Origin of the sequence: Prauserella rugosa (assembly GCF_000719975.1) — a bacterium.
GTDB lineage: Bacteria > Actinomycetota > Actinomycetes > Mycobacteriales > Pseudonocardiaceae > Prauserella > Prauserella rugosa.
This window is the reverse complement of the sequence record NZ_JOIJ01000012.1, coordinates 1-13,770: the sequence shown is the minus strand read 5'-3', so window position 1 is coordinate 13,770 and position 13,770 is coordinate 1. Positions and strand designations below refer to the sequence as shown.

Sequence of the window (13,770 nt, the reverse complement as noted above, 5' to 3'; positions counted from 1 at the left end):
ATGTACGGGCTCGTTCGATCGCGCTAATGTAGGCTTCACGACAAGAGGGGGTCAATACTGTAATGAAAACGACAGGTAACAAGTCGGGCGTCGAATCCGGGGACGCCGAATCGCCGGTGGACCCGCCACTGCACGAACGCGTTGCTGCGCTCGCCGACCGGATGTCAGCCAGCGAGAGGACGGTCGCGCAGTACATGGCGGACCACCCGGAGATTGTGGTGTCCTGTTCGGCCATCCAACTGGCCGCGCAGATCGGGACCAGTGACGCCACGGTGGTCCGTGCGGCGAAAGCGCTGGGCTATCAGGGTTTTCGCGAACTGAAACGCAGCATGATCGATGTGCTGACTCGGCAACGTGACCTCGCGGCGACCATGGACGACCGGCTTGCGCGGGTATCCACTGAGGACAATCAGATCGCCAGGGTGCTCGACGACAGCATGGCGCTGCTCGGTCAACTACGTCGAGGCTTGGACATCGACGCATGGGAACGCACCGTCGATGCCGTGATCGGCGCACCCTCGGTGCTGACCTACGGAATCGGGCCGGCTGAGAGCCTTGCGGATTACCTTCGACTTTCACTTCAGCGCATCGGCGTGCACGCCCGCGGCAGCGGACTGACCGGGGTCAGGTTGGCCGACGAGCTTCTGACGCTGCGGCCGGGCGAACTCGTCATCGTGTTCGCACCGATCCGCCAGTTCCGGGAGATCTCGGTGATTGTCGACCATGCGAACGCGGTCGGCGCCCGCGTTGTCGTGATTACCGAGAGCCTCGGTATGGCGCTGGCGTCGAAGGTGTATGCGGTGTTGTCGACCCCGCAGTCGACGACGACGGCCGCGAGCGAGCTCACTGCCGGTCTCGTACTTGCACACGCGCTCACACTCAGCGTGGCGTCCGCTACGCACGACACCGCGGTCGACGCACTCGGCCTGGTCAACGCTCTCCGGGCGAGTGTCGTCGGTGCCGAGCTCGACGTCACGCCGCTGCCCACCGAGTAGGAGGACCGCCATGCGCGTGCTGGTCGTCGGAGCAGGCATGCTGGGAGCCGCCGTGTCGTCCGCGTTGTCGGTGCGGGGACATGAGGTCACCGTGCTGGATGCCGGCCGACCGGCAGGCGGCACGTCATCGACCACGTTCGCGTGGGTCAACGCCAACAACAAGCGACCCATGCATTATCAGCAACTCAACGCGGACGCGATGCGCGAGCACGTCCGGCTCGGCGGCGTGCCGCGCGGATGGCTCGTCCCGACCGGGCACCTGGAGTTCGCAACGAACGACGCACATCGGCAACGCCTCACCCATCGAGTCGAGACCTTGCGCGACAGCGGGTATCGGGCGGAGTTCGTGACCCCTGCACGCGCCGCCGAGCTGGAACCTGACGTGCAGGTCGGGGGAGATCCGCTGGTGGCGTGGTTTCCCGATGAAGGGCACTGTTTCCCCGAGCGGTATGTGGCGGCCATGACGGCAGCTCCGGGTATCACGATCGAGACCGGTAGGCGCGTGACTGCGGTGGAAGGCGATGGGACGGTCCGACTCGTGGACGGATCGACACGTACCGCCGACCACGTGGTCGCCTGCGTCGGGCGGGACACCGCGGCGCTGCTTTCCGAAGTGCGGATGACCGAGCCCGCTCCCGGCAACGCTGCTGTGGGCTTCCTCGCCACGACCGGCCCGGTGTCGGCACGGTTGTCGCGTGTGGTCACGAGCGAGGGCATCAACCTTCGTCCCGCCCATCGCGGAAGCGTGCTGGTGCAGACTCTCGACCAGGACGGGTTCGCAGTTCCGGGGGAGCCGGTGCCGGAGCACGTCAGGGAGACCATGCGGCGCCGGGCGGCTGAGCGGCTCGGAGTGAGTGCGGTCTTGGAGAACGCCGTGCTGGGAGTGCGTTCACTGCCGTCAGACGGACTGCCCGTCGCAGGCTACGTCGGTCCTCGCACCTATGCCTTGGCCGGGCACAGCGGTGTGACTCTCGCCCCCCTACTGGGGGAGCTGGCTGCACGCGAGATCTGCGGCGAGCGACAGAACCGGCTCGAGCCGTACCGGCCCGGCCGATTCACGGAGTCGTCCGGCGCCCTTGAGCCTCCGCGGCGGCCCGGCGAGCAGTGACGCGAGCGGTCGCGGGGATCAGGAGCAGGACATCGCCAGACCTCCGTCGACGGGCAGGCAGACGCCGTTGACGTAGGCGGCCTCGTCGGAGGCGAGGAACAGGCTCGCGTTGGCCACGTCCCAGGGCGTGCCCATGGTTCCCGTGGGACTCGCCGCGTTGCGCGCTGCGAGGAGTTCGTCGATCGACTCCGCCTGCGACGAGAGTTGCTTGCGCACCAGCGGCGTGTCGATGAAGCCCGGCGCGACCGTGTTCGCGCGGATACCGCGATCGGCGTAGGTGAGGGCGAGCGACACGGTCGCCTGGTTCACCGCGGCCTTCGCCGACATGTACGCCGGGTACTCGTAACCGACGTGCCGCAGCGCCGCCAGCGAGGAGACGTTGACGATCGCCCCGCGCCCGCGTTCGAGCATCGAGGGCAGTACGTGCTTGCAGGCCAGGAACACACCGTCCACATTGAGCGCGAACGCGCGGCGCCACTGTTCGAGGCTCAACTCGATCGGCCCGCCCAGCACCGTCACACCGACGTTGTTGTGCAGGACGTCGACGGGACCCAGCTCGCCGGTCGCCTCCCGGACGGCCGCCTCGACCTGTTCGGACACCGTGACGTCGGCGGTGATCGCCAGGGCCGTACCGCCCTCGTCCCGCACCGCGTCGGCGGTCCGGTTCGCCGCCTCCGCGGACACGTCCACGACCGCGACCTTCGCGCCGTGCCGCGCATACGTCATCGCCGCGGCCTGGCCGTTGTTCACGCCCTCCGGACCGCCGCCTCCGCCGAACACGAGCGCCGTGCGCCCTGCGAGACGCCGCTCGCTCATGAGATCGCCCCTTCCGTCCCGTTCTGCACGCCCGCGTCCTCCAGATACAGCTCGAACGTCACGGCCACCGGGTTCTCACCCGGCAGGATCACGCCCGAGAACACCTCGCCGTGCCGGTCCACCATGGACGCGACGAGCGCCACGTCCTCACCCCGCACCGTCCCGGTCAGCGACGTCACCTCACTCGCGGGCCAGTCCACCTCGACCGGTTCCCCGGCACCCGACCGCAGTCGGGCTCCCACGAGGCTGCCGAGGCTCGCCCGTACGAGCGCCGAGTCGAACCCGGCCCGCCGCGCGACGGTCGCCACCGCGGTACACAGGTCCTCTCCGGGCCGGATCCGCGACGACACCGCCCGGATCCGGGTGGCCGGTGTCCTGCGGTACGGCGTGAACGCCGGCATCTCCGTCTCGGCACAGGTTTCGCTCACGAGGTCCACATCGGACAGAACGCGGAGTGTCGCCTCGATCGGTACGGTGCCGACGGTGGTGTCCGGCAGCAAATGCCCGCCCCGCAGGCGGCCGCGTTCGTCGAGCCAGGTGGCGTGCACGTGGGCGAAACCCGCGCCGTCGCGCCTGCCCACCGTCGCCGAACCGGTGAGGACGAAGCACGGCCCCTCCGGTTCCACCGTCTCGCTGAAGTAGGCGGGCCGTTCGGTGCCGATCGCCGGATGCACGTAACGCAACGTTCCGAACGAGCCGTGTGCCAGTTCGACACTCGCCGCCGCGGCACCGACACCCTCGGTCAACCGCCACAGGGCCTCGGCGACGCGCTCACCGGGCGGAAGCTCCGTGCGCAGCACCGTGACGTCGGTCGGGACGGAGACGATGCGTTCGGCCGCGGGCCGTCCGGGATGGTGCAACGGAACGCCGGGTCGGCCGGCCACGTCGGTCATGACGTCTCCAGGCGCTGTTTGATCGTGCGCTTGACGACCTTGCCGTACCCCGACTTGGGGATCTCGTCCCACCACACGAACCGTTTCGGGATCTTGTACCTCGCCAGTGTGTCGCCCAGCCACGACCGCAGCTCATCGGTGTTGACGGGCGCGTGCCCGGCGGCGACGCACACCGCGACCCCGATCTCGCCCCACTTCGGATCGGGCACACCCACGACCGCCACCTCGGCGACCCCGGGATGCCGCAGGAGCCGCTCCTCGATCTCCCGTGGGTACACATTGGATCCACCGGAGATGAACATGTCGGACGCCCTGCCGGTGACGTAGACGTAGCCCTCGTCGTCGACCATGCCCAGATCGCCGGTGCGGAACCAGCCGTCGCGGAACGACTCGGCGTTCGCCTCGTCGTTGCGGAGGTAACCGGGGAACACGGCCGGTCCGGCGACGCAGATCTCGCCCTGGGACCCCGGTGGCAGCTCGCGGCCGTCGGTGTCCTGGATGCTCACCTGCATGCCCGTGCGGGGATATCCGCACGTACCGAACTCGACGCCGTCGGGGGAAGGGCGCCCGTGCTGCTCCGGCGGCAGCACGGTGATGTTGCCGGTCACCTCGCCGAGCCCGTAGTACTGCACCAGCACCTCTCCGAGCACCTCGCGGGCTCGTTCCTGGTCGGCGCGGTACATCGGGGCGCCGGCGTAGATGACGTAACGCAGCGAACTCAGGTCGTGCCGAGCGGCCTCGGGGGCCTGCGTGAGCGTCGTCAGGATCGTCGGGACGGTGAACGCGTTCGTCACCCGCTCGTCCTCGACGAGCCGCCACACCTCGGCGGGATCCAGTCCGGGCGACGTCGGCAGCACCGTCTTGGCGCCGCGAGCGACCTGGGGCAGCAGGTGGACACCGGCACCGTGCGACAGCGGTGCCACGACGATCTGCGCGTCGCCGGCGCCGAGGCCCGGCATGAGGTCGCAGATGTGGTTGTTGACCACGAAACCCAGCCGATCGTGGGTGAGCACCACGGCCTTCGGCCTGCCGCTGGTGCCCGAGGTGAAGAAGTACCACGCGTGGTCGCCGTTCCACACTGCCTCGTCGGGCTCCGCCGAATCCGGCTGCGGCAACGCGGAGATCGCACCCTGGATGTCGGGTTCTGCGCCGATCCACAGCGTGCCCCCTGGCAGTGCCGCCGCGTCGGCGACGGCGGCGGCGTGTTCGCCGTAGTCGGTGTGGCAGATCAGGGCCGTCGGCGTGGTGAGGTCGGCGAGGTCGGCGACCTCGGAGGCGGTGAGGCGGAAGTTGGCCGGTGCGAACACCCCGCCAGCCCGCCACACGCCGAACATGGCGGCGATCAGCTCGACGTGGTTGGGGGAGTGGACCAGCACCGCGTCCCCGCGGCCGACGCCGCGCCTGCGCAGTTCCGCGGCGACAGCGGAGGCCCGCATGTCGAGCTCATGCCAACTGAGGCGTTCCGGTCCGCGCACCACGGCGTCCCGTTCGGGCAGGCGCCTGGCGGTCGCGGTGAGCAGGTGGGCGATGTTGACGGCCCGGAGCGGCCGGGTCGCCGATCCCGCCTCGGTGTCGGGTTTCGGTGCTGTGGATGTCGCGGTCGAGGCCGTGGCGCTCATCGGACGCGCTCCAGCACCGAGCAGTAGTTGGCCACGGCGACGCCACCCATGTTGAACACCGCGGCCAGCTGGGCGCCGGGGACCTGCATGTCGCCGGCCTCACCGGTCAGTTGGAGCGCTGCCATGACGTGCTGTGAGACGCCGGTGGCGCCGATCGGGTGGCCCTTCGACTTCAGGCCACCCGACGGGTTGACCGGCAGGTCGCCGTCGCGCTCGGTGCGCCCGTCCGCGAGCGCGGCCGCGCCCTTGCCGGGTTCGGCGATGCCGAACGCCTCGTACTGCAGCAGTTCGGCGACGGTGAAACAGTCGTGCGTCTCGAGCAGGTCCAGATCGGACAGTTGCACGCCGGCTTCGGCGAGGGCGCCACGGAACGCGTCCGCTGCACCCTCGAAGGTGAGCACGTCGGCGCGGCGGCTCAACGGCAGGTGATCGTTGGCGTGCGCACGTCCCCGCCATCCCACGGCGCGGGGCGCGCTCGCCGCCACGTCCGGTGCCGCCACGACGAGCGCCGCGGCACCGTCGGACACGAGGGAGCAGTCCGTGCGCCGCAGCGGATCGGCGACCAGCGGGTTCCGCTCCGATACCTGGGCGCAGAACTCGAACCCGAGGTCCTTGCGCAGGTGGGCGTAGGGATTGCCGACGCCGTTGCGGTGGTTCTTCGCGGCGATCCGGGCGAGGGTGTCGGAATGGTCGCCGTAGCGCTCGAAGTAGCGGCGTGCGATGTCGGCGAAGACGCCGGCGAAGCTGCCCGCCTGCTCCTCCTGTTTACGGTAGGAGGCGGTGAGCAGCGCGTCGTTGACGACGTCGCCATCGGCGGCGGTCATCTTCTCCGCCCCGGCCACCAGCGCCACGCGCCCGCGTCCCGATTGGACGAAATCGAGCGCGGCGAACAGTGCGGACGACCCGGTGGCGCAGGCGTTCTCGGTGTGCACGGCGGGGATCCTGGCCAGGTCGGGATTGCCCGCACCGACCAGGCCGGCTTCGAAGCCCTGGCGGGAGAATCCGCCGTTGAAGACCCCGACGAAGACGCCGTCGACGTCGTCGGCGGTCAGGCCCGCGTGCTCGAGAGCGGGCGCGGTGACCCCGACCAGCAGCGCCTCGACGTCGGGCTCCGTGGCCTTGCCGAACGGGGAGTGGGCCCAGCCGATGATGGCGGGAGTGGGTGTCATGGTCGACCTCTCGTCGCTCGGGACTCCTGTGAACGGATCAGTGCGGCGTGGACGGTCCGCGCCTCCTGGTGGAGGAGTGCGGCGAGTTCGTCCTGGCGGTGACGGTCGAACCGTTCCGCGATGCTGGCGATGCTGAGTGCGGCAACGGGCCGTCCCGCGGCGTCCGGTACCGCGACGCCGAGCGCCCACGAACCGGGCACGACGCGGCCGTCGTTGAGGGCGTACCCGGCCTGCCTGGAACGGTGGACGAGCTCCCACAGGGACGCGTCGTCGAACCGCGGGTACCGCTGCCGGGTCGTGGACGTCGAGGCCAGCACCGCCTCGACGTCGTCGTCGGGCAGCGCGCTGAGGATCGCGAGACTGCCCGCACCGACCCCGAGCGGGTGGCGATCACCCACGGCAAGTGCGTAGTTCCGGATCGGGCCCGGACCCTCCTGCCGGTGCGTGCAGACGCCGTAGCTGCCGTGGCGCATGGTCAGGAACGACGTGTCGGACGAGGCGTCGGCGAGCCGGATCAGGCTGTCGGTACACAACGCGCCGATGTCGTCACTGTCCTGGCCCGCCAGGCCGCCCAGCACCCGGGCCTGGACGCCGAGGCGGTACAGCGCCGTGTCCGGATCCTGCTCGACGTACCCCTCGCTGGCGAGTGCCACGAGGGTTCTGCGCACGCTCGCCTTCGGCCGTCCGCTGACGCGGGTGAGCTCGGCGAGCGAGACGCCGTCGGGCCGGTCACGGGCGAGTACGCCGACGAGGTTCAGCAGCACGAGCGCCCGCTGGATGCTCTGCGACCCCGCGGGGCCCGGCGTCTCGTCCGGGGTGTGAGCGATGGTCCAAGATGCGGACCGGCGAGCAGCGTGACCGTGGTCGGTACGCGGGTTCGACGGTCGATTCGCGTCGGCATTGGCGCTCACACCTCCCATGATGTGGTGGTCGCCGCCGCTCCGCAATGGTCCACGATATGGACCGCGAATCCACCCAATGGATTGACACGGCCCATCGGGTCTCTCAAGATCGGTGTGCCCTTCCGGGCGGACGAGGAGAACGGACAATGATGTCGAAGCGCCTTCGCGGCGCCGTGGCGCTGCTGGCCTGCCTGGCACTCGGCGCGTGCGGCTCGCCGAGCGCCCAACCGGACGGCCCGGTCTACACCTGGGACATGACGGTCACGGTGGGCGAATCCTCCACGTGGTACCAGGCGGCCGAGCGGTTCGCCGACACGCTCGAGCGCGAGTCCGGCGGCAGGATGCAGCTGCGGGTGTTCACCGGCGAGCAGCTGTCGGCAGGCGACCCGGCTGCCGGGGTCGAACAGCTGATGAACGGGGACAAGGACTTCTCCTACAACTCCACGATCATCTACGCCGGTATCGACCCCCGGTTCGGCGCGATCAACGCCCCGTTCCTCTACAAGGACTACGACGAGGCCGACCGCGCCCTGCACGGCGGCGCCGTCCCCGCCTACGAGAAGCTGACCTCCGAGATCGGCATCACGATGCTCGGCTTCGGCGAGAGCGGCTTCCGGCAGCTCACCAACAACATGCGTCCCGTGGAGCAGCCGTCCGACCTCGCCGGGATCAAGACGCGGATCCCCGGCATCGGGATGTTCACCGACTTCTTCCGCGACCTGGGTGCGAATCCGACCACGATGAACTTCTCCGAGGTCTTCACCGCGCTGCAACAGGGCACGATCGAGGGCCAGGAGAACCCGATGGACGTCATCTCCTCGTCGGGCCTGGCCGAGGTGCAGCAGTACCTGACCATCTGGAACTACGTCTACGACCCGCTCGTGCTCGGGATGAACCAGGAGCTGTTCGAGTCGCTCAGCCCCGAGGACCGCAAGATCGTGCAGGACGCGGCCGCCGACGCCAACGCTTTTCAGATCAAGACCAACCGGGGTCTGGAGCAGGAGCAGATCGCCGAGCAGTCCGAGCTGATGGAGACCAGCGAACTGTCCGACGCCCAGATCGAGCGTTTCCGGCGTGCGGTCGGCCCGCTGTACGAGCAGTACGAAGAGGTGTGGGGCCCGGAGATGGTCCGCGCCGTGAGCCCGGAGCGCTGAGCCGTGCAGAGATCCACTGTGGACCGCGTGCTCACGACGGTCGAGAACGTACTGGCCGCGGCGCCGTTCGCCGTCGTCGCGGTCGTGGCGTTCGTCAACGTCGTCAGTCGCTACTTCCTGAACGCCTCGTTGGCGTTCACCTCGGAGCTGACGGTGAGCCTCGCCGTCTGGATGGTCATGATGGGTGCCGTCATCGCGTTGCGTGAAGGCGGGCACCTCGGATTCAGCGCTCTGCACGAGGCGGCACGCGGCCCGGTACGCGGCGTCATGACGGTGCTGATCACCGCGGCGATCGTCGCGTTCTTCGTGGTGTTGTTGTTCTTCGGAATCGACCTCGCGGCGCTTCAAGCGTGGAGTGGCCGGTCGACACCGTCGATCGGACTTCCACAGTGGCTGTTCACGGCAGCGTTGCCCGTGGGCGCGGTCCTCGGCGTGTACCGCGCCGTACAGGCGGGCAGAGCAGGCTTTCGGCGATCGACCGTGGAAGCGTTGCCCAGTGAGGAGGCGGACCGGTGATCGGTGCCATTCTTTTCGGCAGCTTCCTGGTGTTGCTGCTGCTGGGTGTTCCGGTGGCGTTCGCTCTCGGTGTCGCCGCCTGTTGCGCCCTCGTCGCGATGGGCGGATTCGGTGAGCTGTCGATCGTGCCGAGCGTGTTCACCGCATCGGTGTCGTCGGAGACGCTGCTGGCCATCCCGTTCTTCATCCTCGCCGGCGTGATCATGGAGTATGCCGGGATTTCGCGCAGGCTGGTCGATTTCGCCCAGGCATGTGTGGGCCGGCGCAAGCACGGTCTCGCGATCGTCGTCGTGGTGGCCGCCTTCTTCTTCTCGGCCATCTCCGGTTCGGGGCCGGCGACCGTGGCGGCGATCGGTTCGATCCTCATTCCTGCGCTGATCCGGCAGGGCTACCGCCCGCGGCATGCGACGTCCCTGCTCGCCACCGCGGGTTCCATGGGCATCATCGTGCCGCCCAGCGTGGCGTTCATCATCTTCGCCGTCGTGGTCAGCGACTACGAGGGTGTGTCGATCGTCCGCCTGTTCGTCGCCGGCATCGTGCCGGGAATCCTGCTGGCCGTCGCCCTGATGATCGCCAGCTTGTTCCTGCCTCGCACGACTGCTGAGCAACCGGTCGCCGTGGGTGGCGGAGCGGCCTCCGGCGGCGCATCCGAGAGCGAGGTCGGTGACGCCGACGAGGATCGCCCGCGAGGCGGTGTCACGGAGCAACCGGACGAGCCGCACCGGCCGGCGATGAAACGCCTCGCTGCGACGTTCGGTGGCGCGATTCCCGGACTGCTCGTGCCCTTGATCATCCTGGGCGGTATCTACGGCGGCATCGTGACACCCACCGAATCGGCGGTGGTGGCGGCGGCGTACGCGCTGTTGGTCGGGCTGTTCGTCTACCGCGAGATCGCCGTGCGGCAGCTGTACCGCATTCTGGTGACCGCAGCCGCGCAGTCGGCGGTGGTGATGCTCATCGTCGGTGCGGCGTCGGTGTTCGCCTATGTCGTGACCGCCAACCAGATCGCCGAGACCGTGTCCGACCTGCTGCTGGGCCTGACGGGCAGCCCGGTGTTGATCGTCCTGCTGGCCGTGATCGTGCTGCTGGTCGTCGGTGCCTTCATCGACGCCGTGTCGGCCCTCTATCTGTTCGTCCCGATCATCGCACCGGTGCTGCTCGAGGCGGGCGTCGACGTCACCACGATCGGCGTGATGATGGTGGTCAACCTGGCGCTGGGGCTTGTTACCCCGCCCGTGGGCGTCAATCTGTTCGTGGCGGCCGGTATCGCGAAGGTGCCGCTCCTCGAGGTGGTCAAGGGCATCCGCCCGTTCTTCTTCGCCGGGCTCGCCGTCGTGCTCCTCGTGGCCTACGTGCCTGCGCTGTCGAACTGGCTGCCGGATCTGTTGGGCTTCTAGAAAGGAGCATGCGGTGAATCCCTTCGACCTCACCGGTCGTGTCGCATTGGTGACCGGCGGTGCACGCGGTATCGGACTGTCCGTTGCGCAGGTGCTCGCCGGTCAGGGCGCCGACGTCGTGGTCGTCGACATCGCAGACGACGCCCCCGACGTGACCGCGCTCGCGGCCCAGTTCCCGGAGCGGCGCGTGCGGTACCAGCGCGTGGACGTGCGGGACGCGGACGCGGTCGCGGCGTCGGTGGAAGGCGTCGTGACCGAGCTGGGATCGGTCGACATCCTGGTCAACAACGCGGGCACCGCCAGCCGCAACGGCCTCGCGACCATCAGCGACGACGAGTGGTACCGCGACCTGGACACGAACCTGCGGGGGATGTTCCTGTACTGCCGTGCGGTCGAGCCGCATATGCGGGCAAGGGGGAGCGGTCGGATCATCAACGTCAGTTCGATCTCGGGGATCATGGGCGGCCCCCGGTCCGGTGGCTCGGGTGGAGGGCGCTCGGGCCCGGCGTATGCCGCGTCGAAGGGCGGCGTCATCGCGCTGACCAAGTGGTTGGCGAAGGAACTCGGGGAGGCGGGTATCACGTGCAACTCCGTCGCCCCCGGCCCGATCGCGACCGCGTTGACCAGCAACGTCACCTATGCCCTTGACGACCAGGTGATCAAGCGCATGGGTGAGCCCGAGGAGGTCGCCGCGGCGGTGGCCTACCTGGCCGGGCCGGGTGCGGGTTTCGTCACCGGACAGGTGCTGAAGGTGTGCGGGGGAGCGGCCATCGGCTGAGCCGATCCGGCGTTCCGGCCCCGGTTCGCGCTGGTCGTTGATAGATTGCGGCGCGAGCGGAGGCGCTGCCGTCCGCGATCGGTTGCTGTGTGGGTGTGTGGTGGTGTTCGCGGTGGATACGGACGTGGCCGTGACCGGCAAGTTGATCCGGTTCGACGAGCTCAAGGGCTACGGATTCATCACCCCGGATCGGGGTACCGAGGACGTGTTCGTCCATGTCAACGACATCGACATGGATCGGGCGCTGTTCGTGCCTGGCGTGCGGGTCGAGTTCGTGATCGAGGAGGGCGACCGGGGACTGAAGGCCTCGGACGTGCGCATGCTCGAGGCGGCGCCGGCGTCACCCGGAGGTGAGGATCCGGCGGTGTCGGTACCCGTGGCCCGCGTGGAAGGTCCGGCCGACGGCGTGGACGTGCTCACGAAGGCCGACCTCGAGCGGGAGGCGACGGAGCTGCTCCTGGCCGGTGTGCCCGATCTGTCGGGCGGGGAGGTCGTCGCGGTGCGCAGGCTGATCCTGAAGCTGGCCGAACGGCACAACTGGGTCGAGTCCTGACTCACGCGCCGGGCTGCGGGTCCGGTATCCGGTATCCGCGGAAGGTGACGCGTTTGCGCACGGTGAAGCCGAGCCGTTCGTAGAGCGCGATGGCGCCGGTGTTCGTGGCGACGGCATGCAGGAAGGGACGTTCGCCGTCGGCCGTGGTGCGGGCGGCGAGCTGCGTGATCAGCCGGGTGGCGTGGCCGCGTCCCCGCGCTTCCGGAGCCGTGCAGACGGCGCTGATCTCGCTCCACCCGGGTGGACGCAGCCGCTGTCCGGCCATGGCCACGAGGGTGTCACCGTCGCGGATGCCGAGGTAGGTGCCGAGTTCGTGGGTGCCGGGGCGGAACGGGCCGGGCGCGGTGCGGCGTACCAGCTCGAGCATCTCGGGCACGTCGTCGGCGCCGAGTTCGACGACGCGAGAGGTGGTGTCGGTACCGGCTGTGGTCGCGGCGTCGGCTGTGGCGGCGGCGAGGCGGGGTGTGGCGAGGGTGGGTGTGGCGACCATCTGGACGCCGTCCAGTGAGAACACCGGTTCCCAGTCGGAAGGTGGCGCGGAGGGGCAGTCGAAGAGGTCGGCGACCTCGCCCGGCCCGAGTAGCTGTGCCAGATCGTTCCAGCTCTGGGGGTCGGGGTCGGTGCCGACCGAGCAGAAGCTCGCGACGTCGGGGTGGAAGGCGACCGCGCGGCCGACGCTCCGGGCGAGGTGGGCGTGGGTGGAGGTGAGCGATGCGCCGACGGGATCGTCGAGGACGGTCGTGTCGCTCGGTGTCATGCGGTCGGTGGTCATGCGGCCGGTGTCGGGCAGACGGTCGGTGTCGGGCAGGCGGCCGGTGTCGGGCAGGCGGAGGGGCGGCTCGTCGTCACGGACGATGAGCCTATGGTGTGCTGGAAGGGGAGAGCCGAGGACCCGCGTGCCACGAGTGATCGACAGCACGGCCGGTCACCGGTACGGGTGTGATCCACGTAGCACCATGGGGCGTAAGTGAAACGAATCGGGCGCTTCGAACGATCCCCCAAGCGGCGATGACTAAACTAGGCCCTCGCGGTCCGGCGCGGCCGTCGCCAGGCCTCCGTAGCTCAGCTGGATAGAGCAAGAGCCTTCTAATCTCTAGGTCGCAGGTTCGAGTCCTGCCGGGGGCACCATCTCCGCAGGTGAGAGCACAAGTTGATCTCCCGGACTCGAACCGGAGATCCAGCAGTTCGCGATGTATCAGCGAGAAAGTACCGACCGTGGTCGCGAGCTGATCCTGCGGGACTGTCGCCTAGCGTGACCGTACGCAGCTGGCGTGCGGTGGGGCCAACTCCCAGCGCCGCGAGTCCGGTGTCACAGTCTGTGTTCCTTCGTGTGCAATGCGCAGGCGGGGTCGCATGGCAGCGCGTTCGTCGAGAGTGGACTATTGCGCATTGGCTTTCAGAGAATCCGAGCACGAGAAGGCATCCGGCGGCGTCGGGAATCTGAGCCAACTGTCGGCTATGGGTTTCGGTCGTCTTGATTCCCATGCCGGCATCCTGGGCTCGTCAGTACCCTGCTCGTCCCGGATTTTGACAGACGCTGCTCGGTCCGTGTCCGTGGGACTCTCGCGGTTCTTCTGGAAAATCTCGCTTCTCTTGGGCGAATGAGGAGGGCGCACCGCGTTCTCATGGGTGGATCTGTCAGTCGTCTTGGCCGCTGGAGGGCTCAGCCCTCCGGCAGCTTCGGCTCGACCATCGCGGCGATCTCATCGGCGATCTCGCAGCTTTTCTCGGTTCCTTCCGTTGCGACGACCGTGACGTCGACACGGGACGTTTTAGAGCTTGTCTCAGTTGGTTTGTTGGAGTCGTTTGAAGCAGACGAGGGCGGCGGCCAGCGCGAGGAAGGCTGTGAAGGTGTCGGCGCGGCGTTCGT

At 68.8% G+C, this 13,770-nt stretch carries 13 protein-coding genes, 1 tRNA gene and 1 pseudogene; 8 read left to right on the top strand and 7 right to left on the bottom strand.

The genetic code is table 11. From position 1 onward, the window contains the following. Nucleotides 1–116: 116 nt before the first annotated feature. Both IF64_RS0116995 and IF64_RS0116990 read left to right on the top strand, forming a co-directional pair. A complete protein-coding gene (locus IF64_RS0116995) occupies nucleotides 117–995 on the top strand; it encodes a MurR/RpiR family transcriptional regulator (protein WP_169741956.1) in 879 nt (292 codons plus the stop codon). Between the two features lie 10 nt (nucleotides 996–1,005). Continuing rightward, nucleotides 1,006–2,103 carry an NAD(P)/FAD-dependent oxidoreductase gene (locus tag IF64_RS0116990; RefSeq protein WP_030533116.1) on the top strand — a complete coding sequence of 366 codons (1,098 nt, stop codon included), beginning with the start codon at nucleotides 1,006–1,008 and terminating at the stop codon, nucleotides 2,101–2,103. A gap of 18 nt (nucleotides 2,104–2,121) precedes the next feature. Here IF64_RS0116990 and IF64_RS0116985 read toward each other — a convergent pair whose 3' ends face one another. Genes IF64_RS0116985 through IF64_RS0116965 form a run of 5 tightly spaced genes read right to left on the bottom strand, consistent with a single transcriptional unit; the run spans nucleotide 2,122 to nucleotide 7,511 of the window. Continuing rightward, complete coding sequence (locus tag IF64_RS0116985) at nucleotides 2,122–2,919, bottom strand: SDR family NAD(P)-dependent oxidoreductase (RefSeq protein ID WP_030533115.1); 798 nt, start codon at nucleotides 2,917–2,919, stop codon at nucleotides 2,122–2,124. Beyond that, a complete protein-coding gene (locus tag IF64_RS0116980; RefSeq protein WP_048807700.1) occupies nucleotides 2,916–3,812 on the bottom strand; it encodes a PCC domain-containing protein in 897 nt (298 codons plus the stop codon). The genes IF64_RS0116985 and IF64_RS0116980 overlap by 4 nt, the downstream gene beginning before the upstream one ends. Beyond that, nucleotides 3,809–5,431 carry an AMP-binding protein gene (locus IF64_RS0116975; RefSeq protein WP_211252603.1) on the bottom strand — a complete coding sequence of 541 codons (1,623 nt, stop codon included), beginning with the start codon at nucleotides 5,429–5,431 and terminating at the stop codon, nucleotides 3,809–3,811. Before IF64_RS0116975 ends, IF64_RS0116980 begins: the two co-directional genes overlap by 4 nt. After that, on the bottom strand, nucleotides 5,428–6,600 hold the full coding sequence (locus tag IF64_RS0116970; RefSeq protein ID WP_030533112.1) for an acetyl-CoA acetyltransferase: 1,173 nt from the start codon (nucleotides 6,598–6,600) through the stop codon (nucleotides 5,428–5,430). Before IF64_RS0116970 ends, IF64_RS0116975 begins: the two co-directional genes overlap by 4 nt. Beyond that, the gene (locus tag IF64_RS0116965; protein ID WP_211252602.1) at nucleotides 6,597–7,511 is read right to left on the bottom strand and encodes an IclR family transcriptional regulator; all 915 of its coding nucleotides are present in this window, start codon (nucleotides 7,509–7,511) and stop codon (nucleotides 6,597–6,599) included. The genes IF64_RS0116970 and IF64_RS0116965 overlap by 4 nt, the downstream gene beginning before the upstream one ends. A 137-nt stretch (nucleotides 7,512–7,648) precedes the next feature. Between IF64_RS0116965 and IF64_RS0116960 the strand changes: the two genes are divergently transcribed. The 5 genes from IF64_RS0116960 (at nucleotide 7,649) to IF64_RS0116940 (ending at nucleotide 11,900) form a co-directional block, all read left to right on the top strand. Beyond that, nucleotides 7,649–8,656: a DctP family TRAP transporter solute-binding subunit gene (locus IF64_RS0116960; protein WP_030533110.1), complete on the top strand. Its 1,008-nt coding sequence runs from the start codon at nucleotides 7,649–7,651 to the stop codon at nucleotides 8,654–8,656. 27 nt (nucleotides 8,657–8,683) lie between these two features. Next, nucleotides 8,684–9,172, top strand: a complete 489-nt coding sequence (locus tag IF64_RS0116955; RefSeq protein ID WP_246134670.1) for a TRAP transporter small permease — start codon at nucleotides 8,684–8,686, stop codon at nucleotides 9,170–9,172. Continuing rightward, nucleotides 9,169–10,569 carry a TRAP transporter large permease gene (locus IF64_RS0116950; protein ID WP_030533108.1) on the top strand — a complete coding sequence of 467 codons (1,401 nt, stop codon included), beginning with the start codon at nucleotides 9,169–9,171 and terminating at the stop codon, nucleotides 10,567–10,569. Before IF64_RS0116955 ends, IF64_RS0116950 begins: the two co-directional genes overlap by 4 nt. A 13-nt stretch (nucleotides 10,570–10,582) precedes the next feature. Beyond that, on the top strand, nucleotides 10,583–11,347 hold the full coding sequence (locus IF64_RS0116945; protein WP_030533107.1) for an SDR family NAD(P)-dependent oxidoreductase: 765 nt from the start codon (nucleotides 10,583–10,585) through the stop codon (nucleotides 11,345–11,347). A gap of 130 nt (nucleotides 11,348–11,477) precedes the next feature. Continuing rightward, a complete protein-coding gene (locus tag IF64_RS0116940) occupies nucleotides 11,478–11,900 on the top strand; it encodes a cold shock domain-containing protein (RefSeq protein ID WP_051757948.1) in 423 nt (140 codons plus the stop codon). Between the two features lies 1 nt (nucleotide 11,901). On the opposite strand, the gene IF64_RS0116935 is transcribed toward IF64_RS0116940, so the two are convergent. Beyond that, nucleotides 11,902–12,819, bottom strand: a complete 918-nt coding sequence (locus IF64_RS0116935; protein WP_342779906.1) for a GNAT family N-acetyltransferase — start codon at nucleotides 12,817–12,819, stop codon at nucleotides 11,902–11,904. A 132-nt stretch (nucleotides 12,820–12,951) separates the two neighbouring features. On the opposite strand from IF64_RS0116935, the gene IF64_RS0116930 reads away from it, so the two are divergent. Beyond that, nucleotides 12,952–13,028, top strand: a tRNA-Arg gene (locus tag IF64_RS0116930). 535 nt (nucleotides 13,029–13,563) lie between these two features. Here IF64_RS0116930 and IF64_RS27710 read toward each other — a convergent pair. Next, nucleotides 13,564–13,770, bottom strand: a pseudogene (locus tag IF64_RS27710) (hypothetical protein); the annotation flags it as partial.

Coding starts and splice junctions, on each gene's coding strand:
- IF64_RS0116990 (WP_030533116.1), top strand. CDS start 1,006: ATGCGCGTGCTGGTCGTCGGAGCAGGCATGCTGGGAGCCGCCGTGTCG.
- IF64_RS0116985 (WP_030533115.1), bottom strand. CDS start 2,919: ATGAGCGAGCGGCGTCTCGCAGGGCGCACGGCGCTCGTGTTCGGCGGA.
- IF64_RS0116980 (WP_048807700.1), bottom strand. CDS start 3,812: ATGACCGACGTGGCCGGCCGACCCGGCGTTCCGTTGCACCATCCCGGA.
- IF64_RS0116975 (WP_211252603.1), bottom strand. CDS start 5,431: ATGAGCGCCACGGCCTCGACCGCGACATCCACAGCACCGAAACCCGAC.
- IF64_RS0116970 (WP_030533112.1), bottom strand. CDS start 6,600: ATGACACCCACTCCCGCCATCATCGGCTGGGCCCACTCCCCGTTCGGC.
- IF64_RS0116960 (WP_030533110.1), top strand. CDS start 7,649: ATGATGTCGAAGCGCCTTCGCGGCGCCGTGGCGCTGCTGGCCTGCCTG.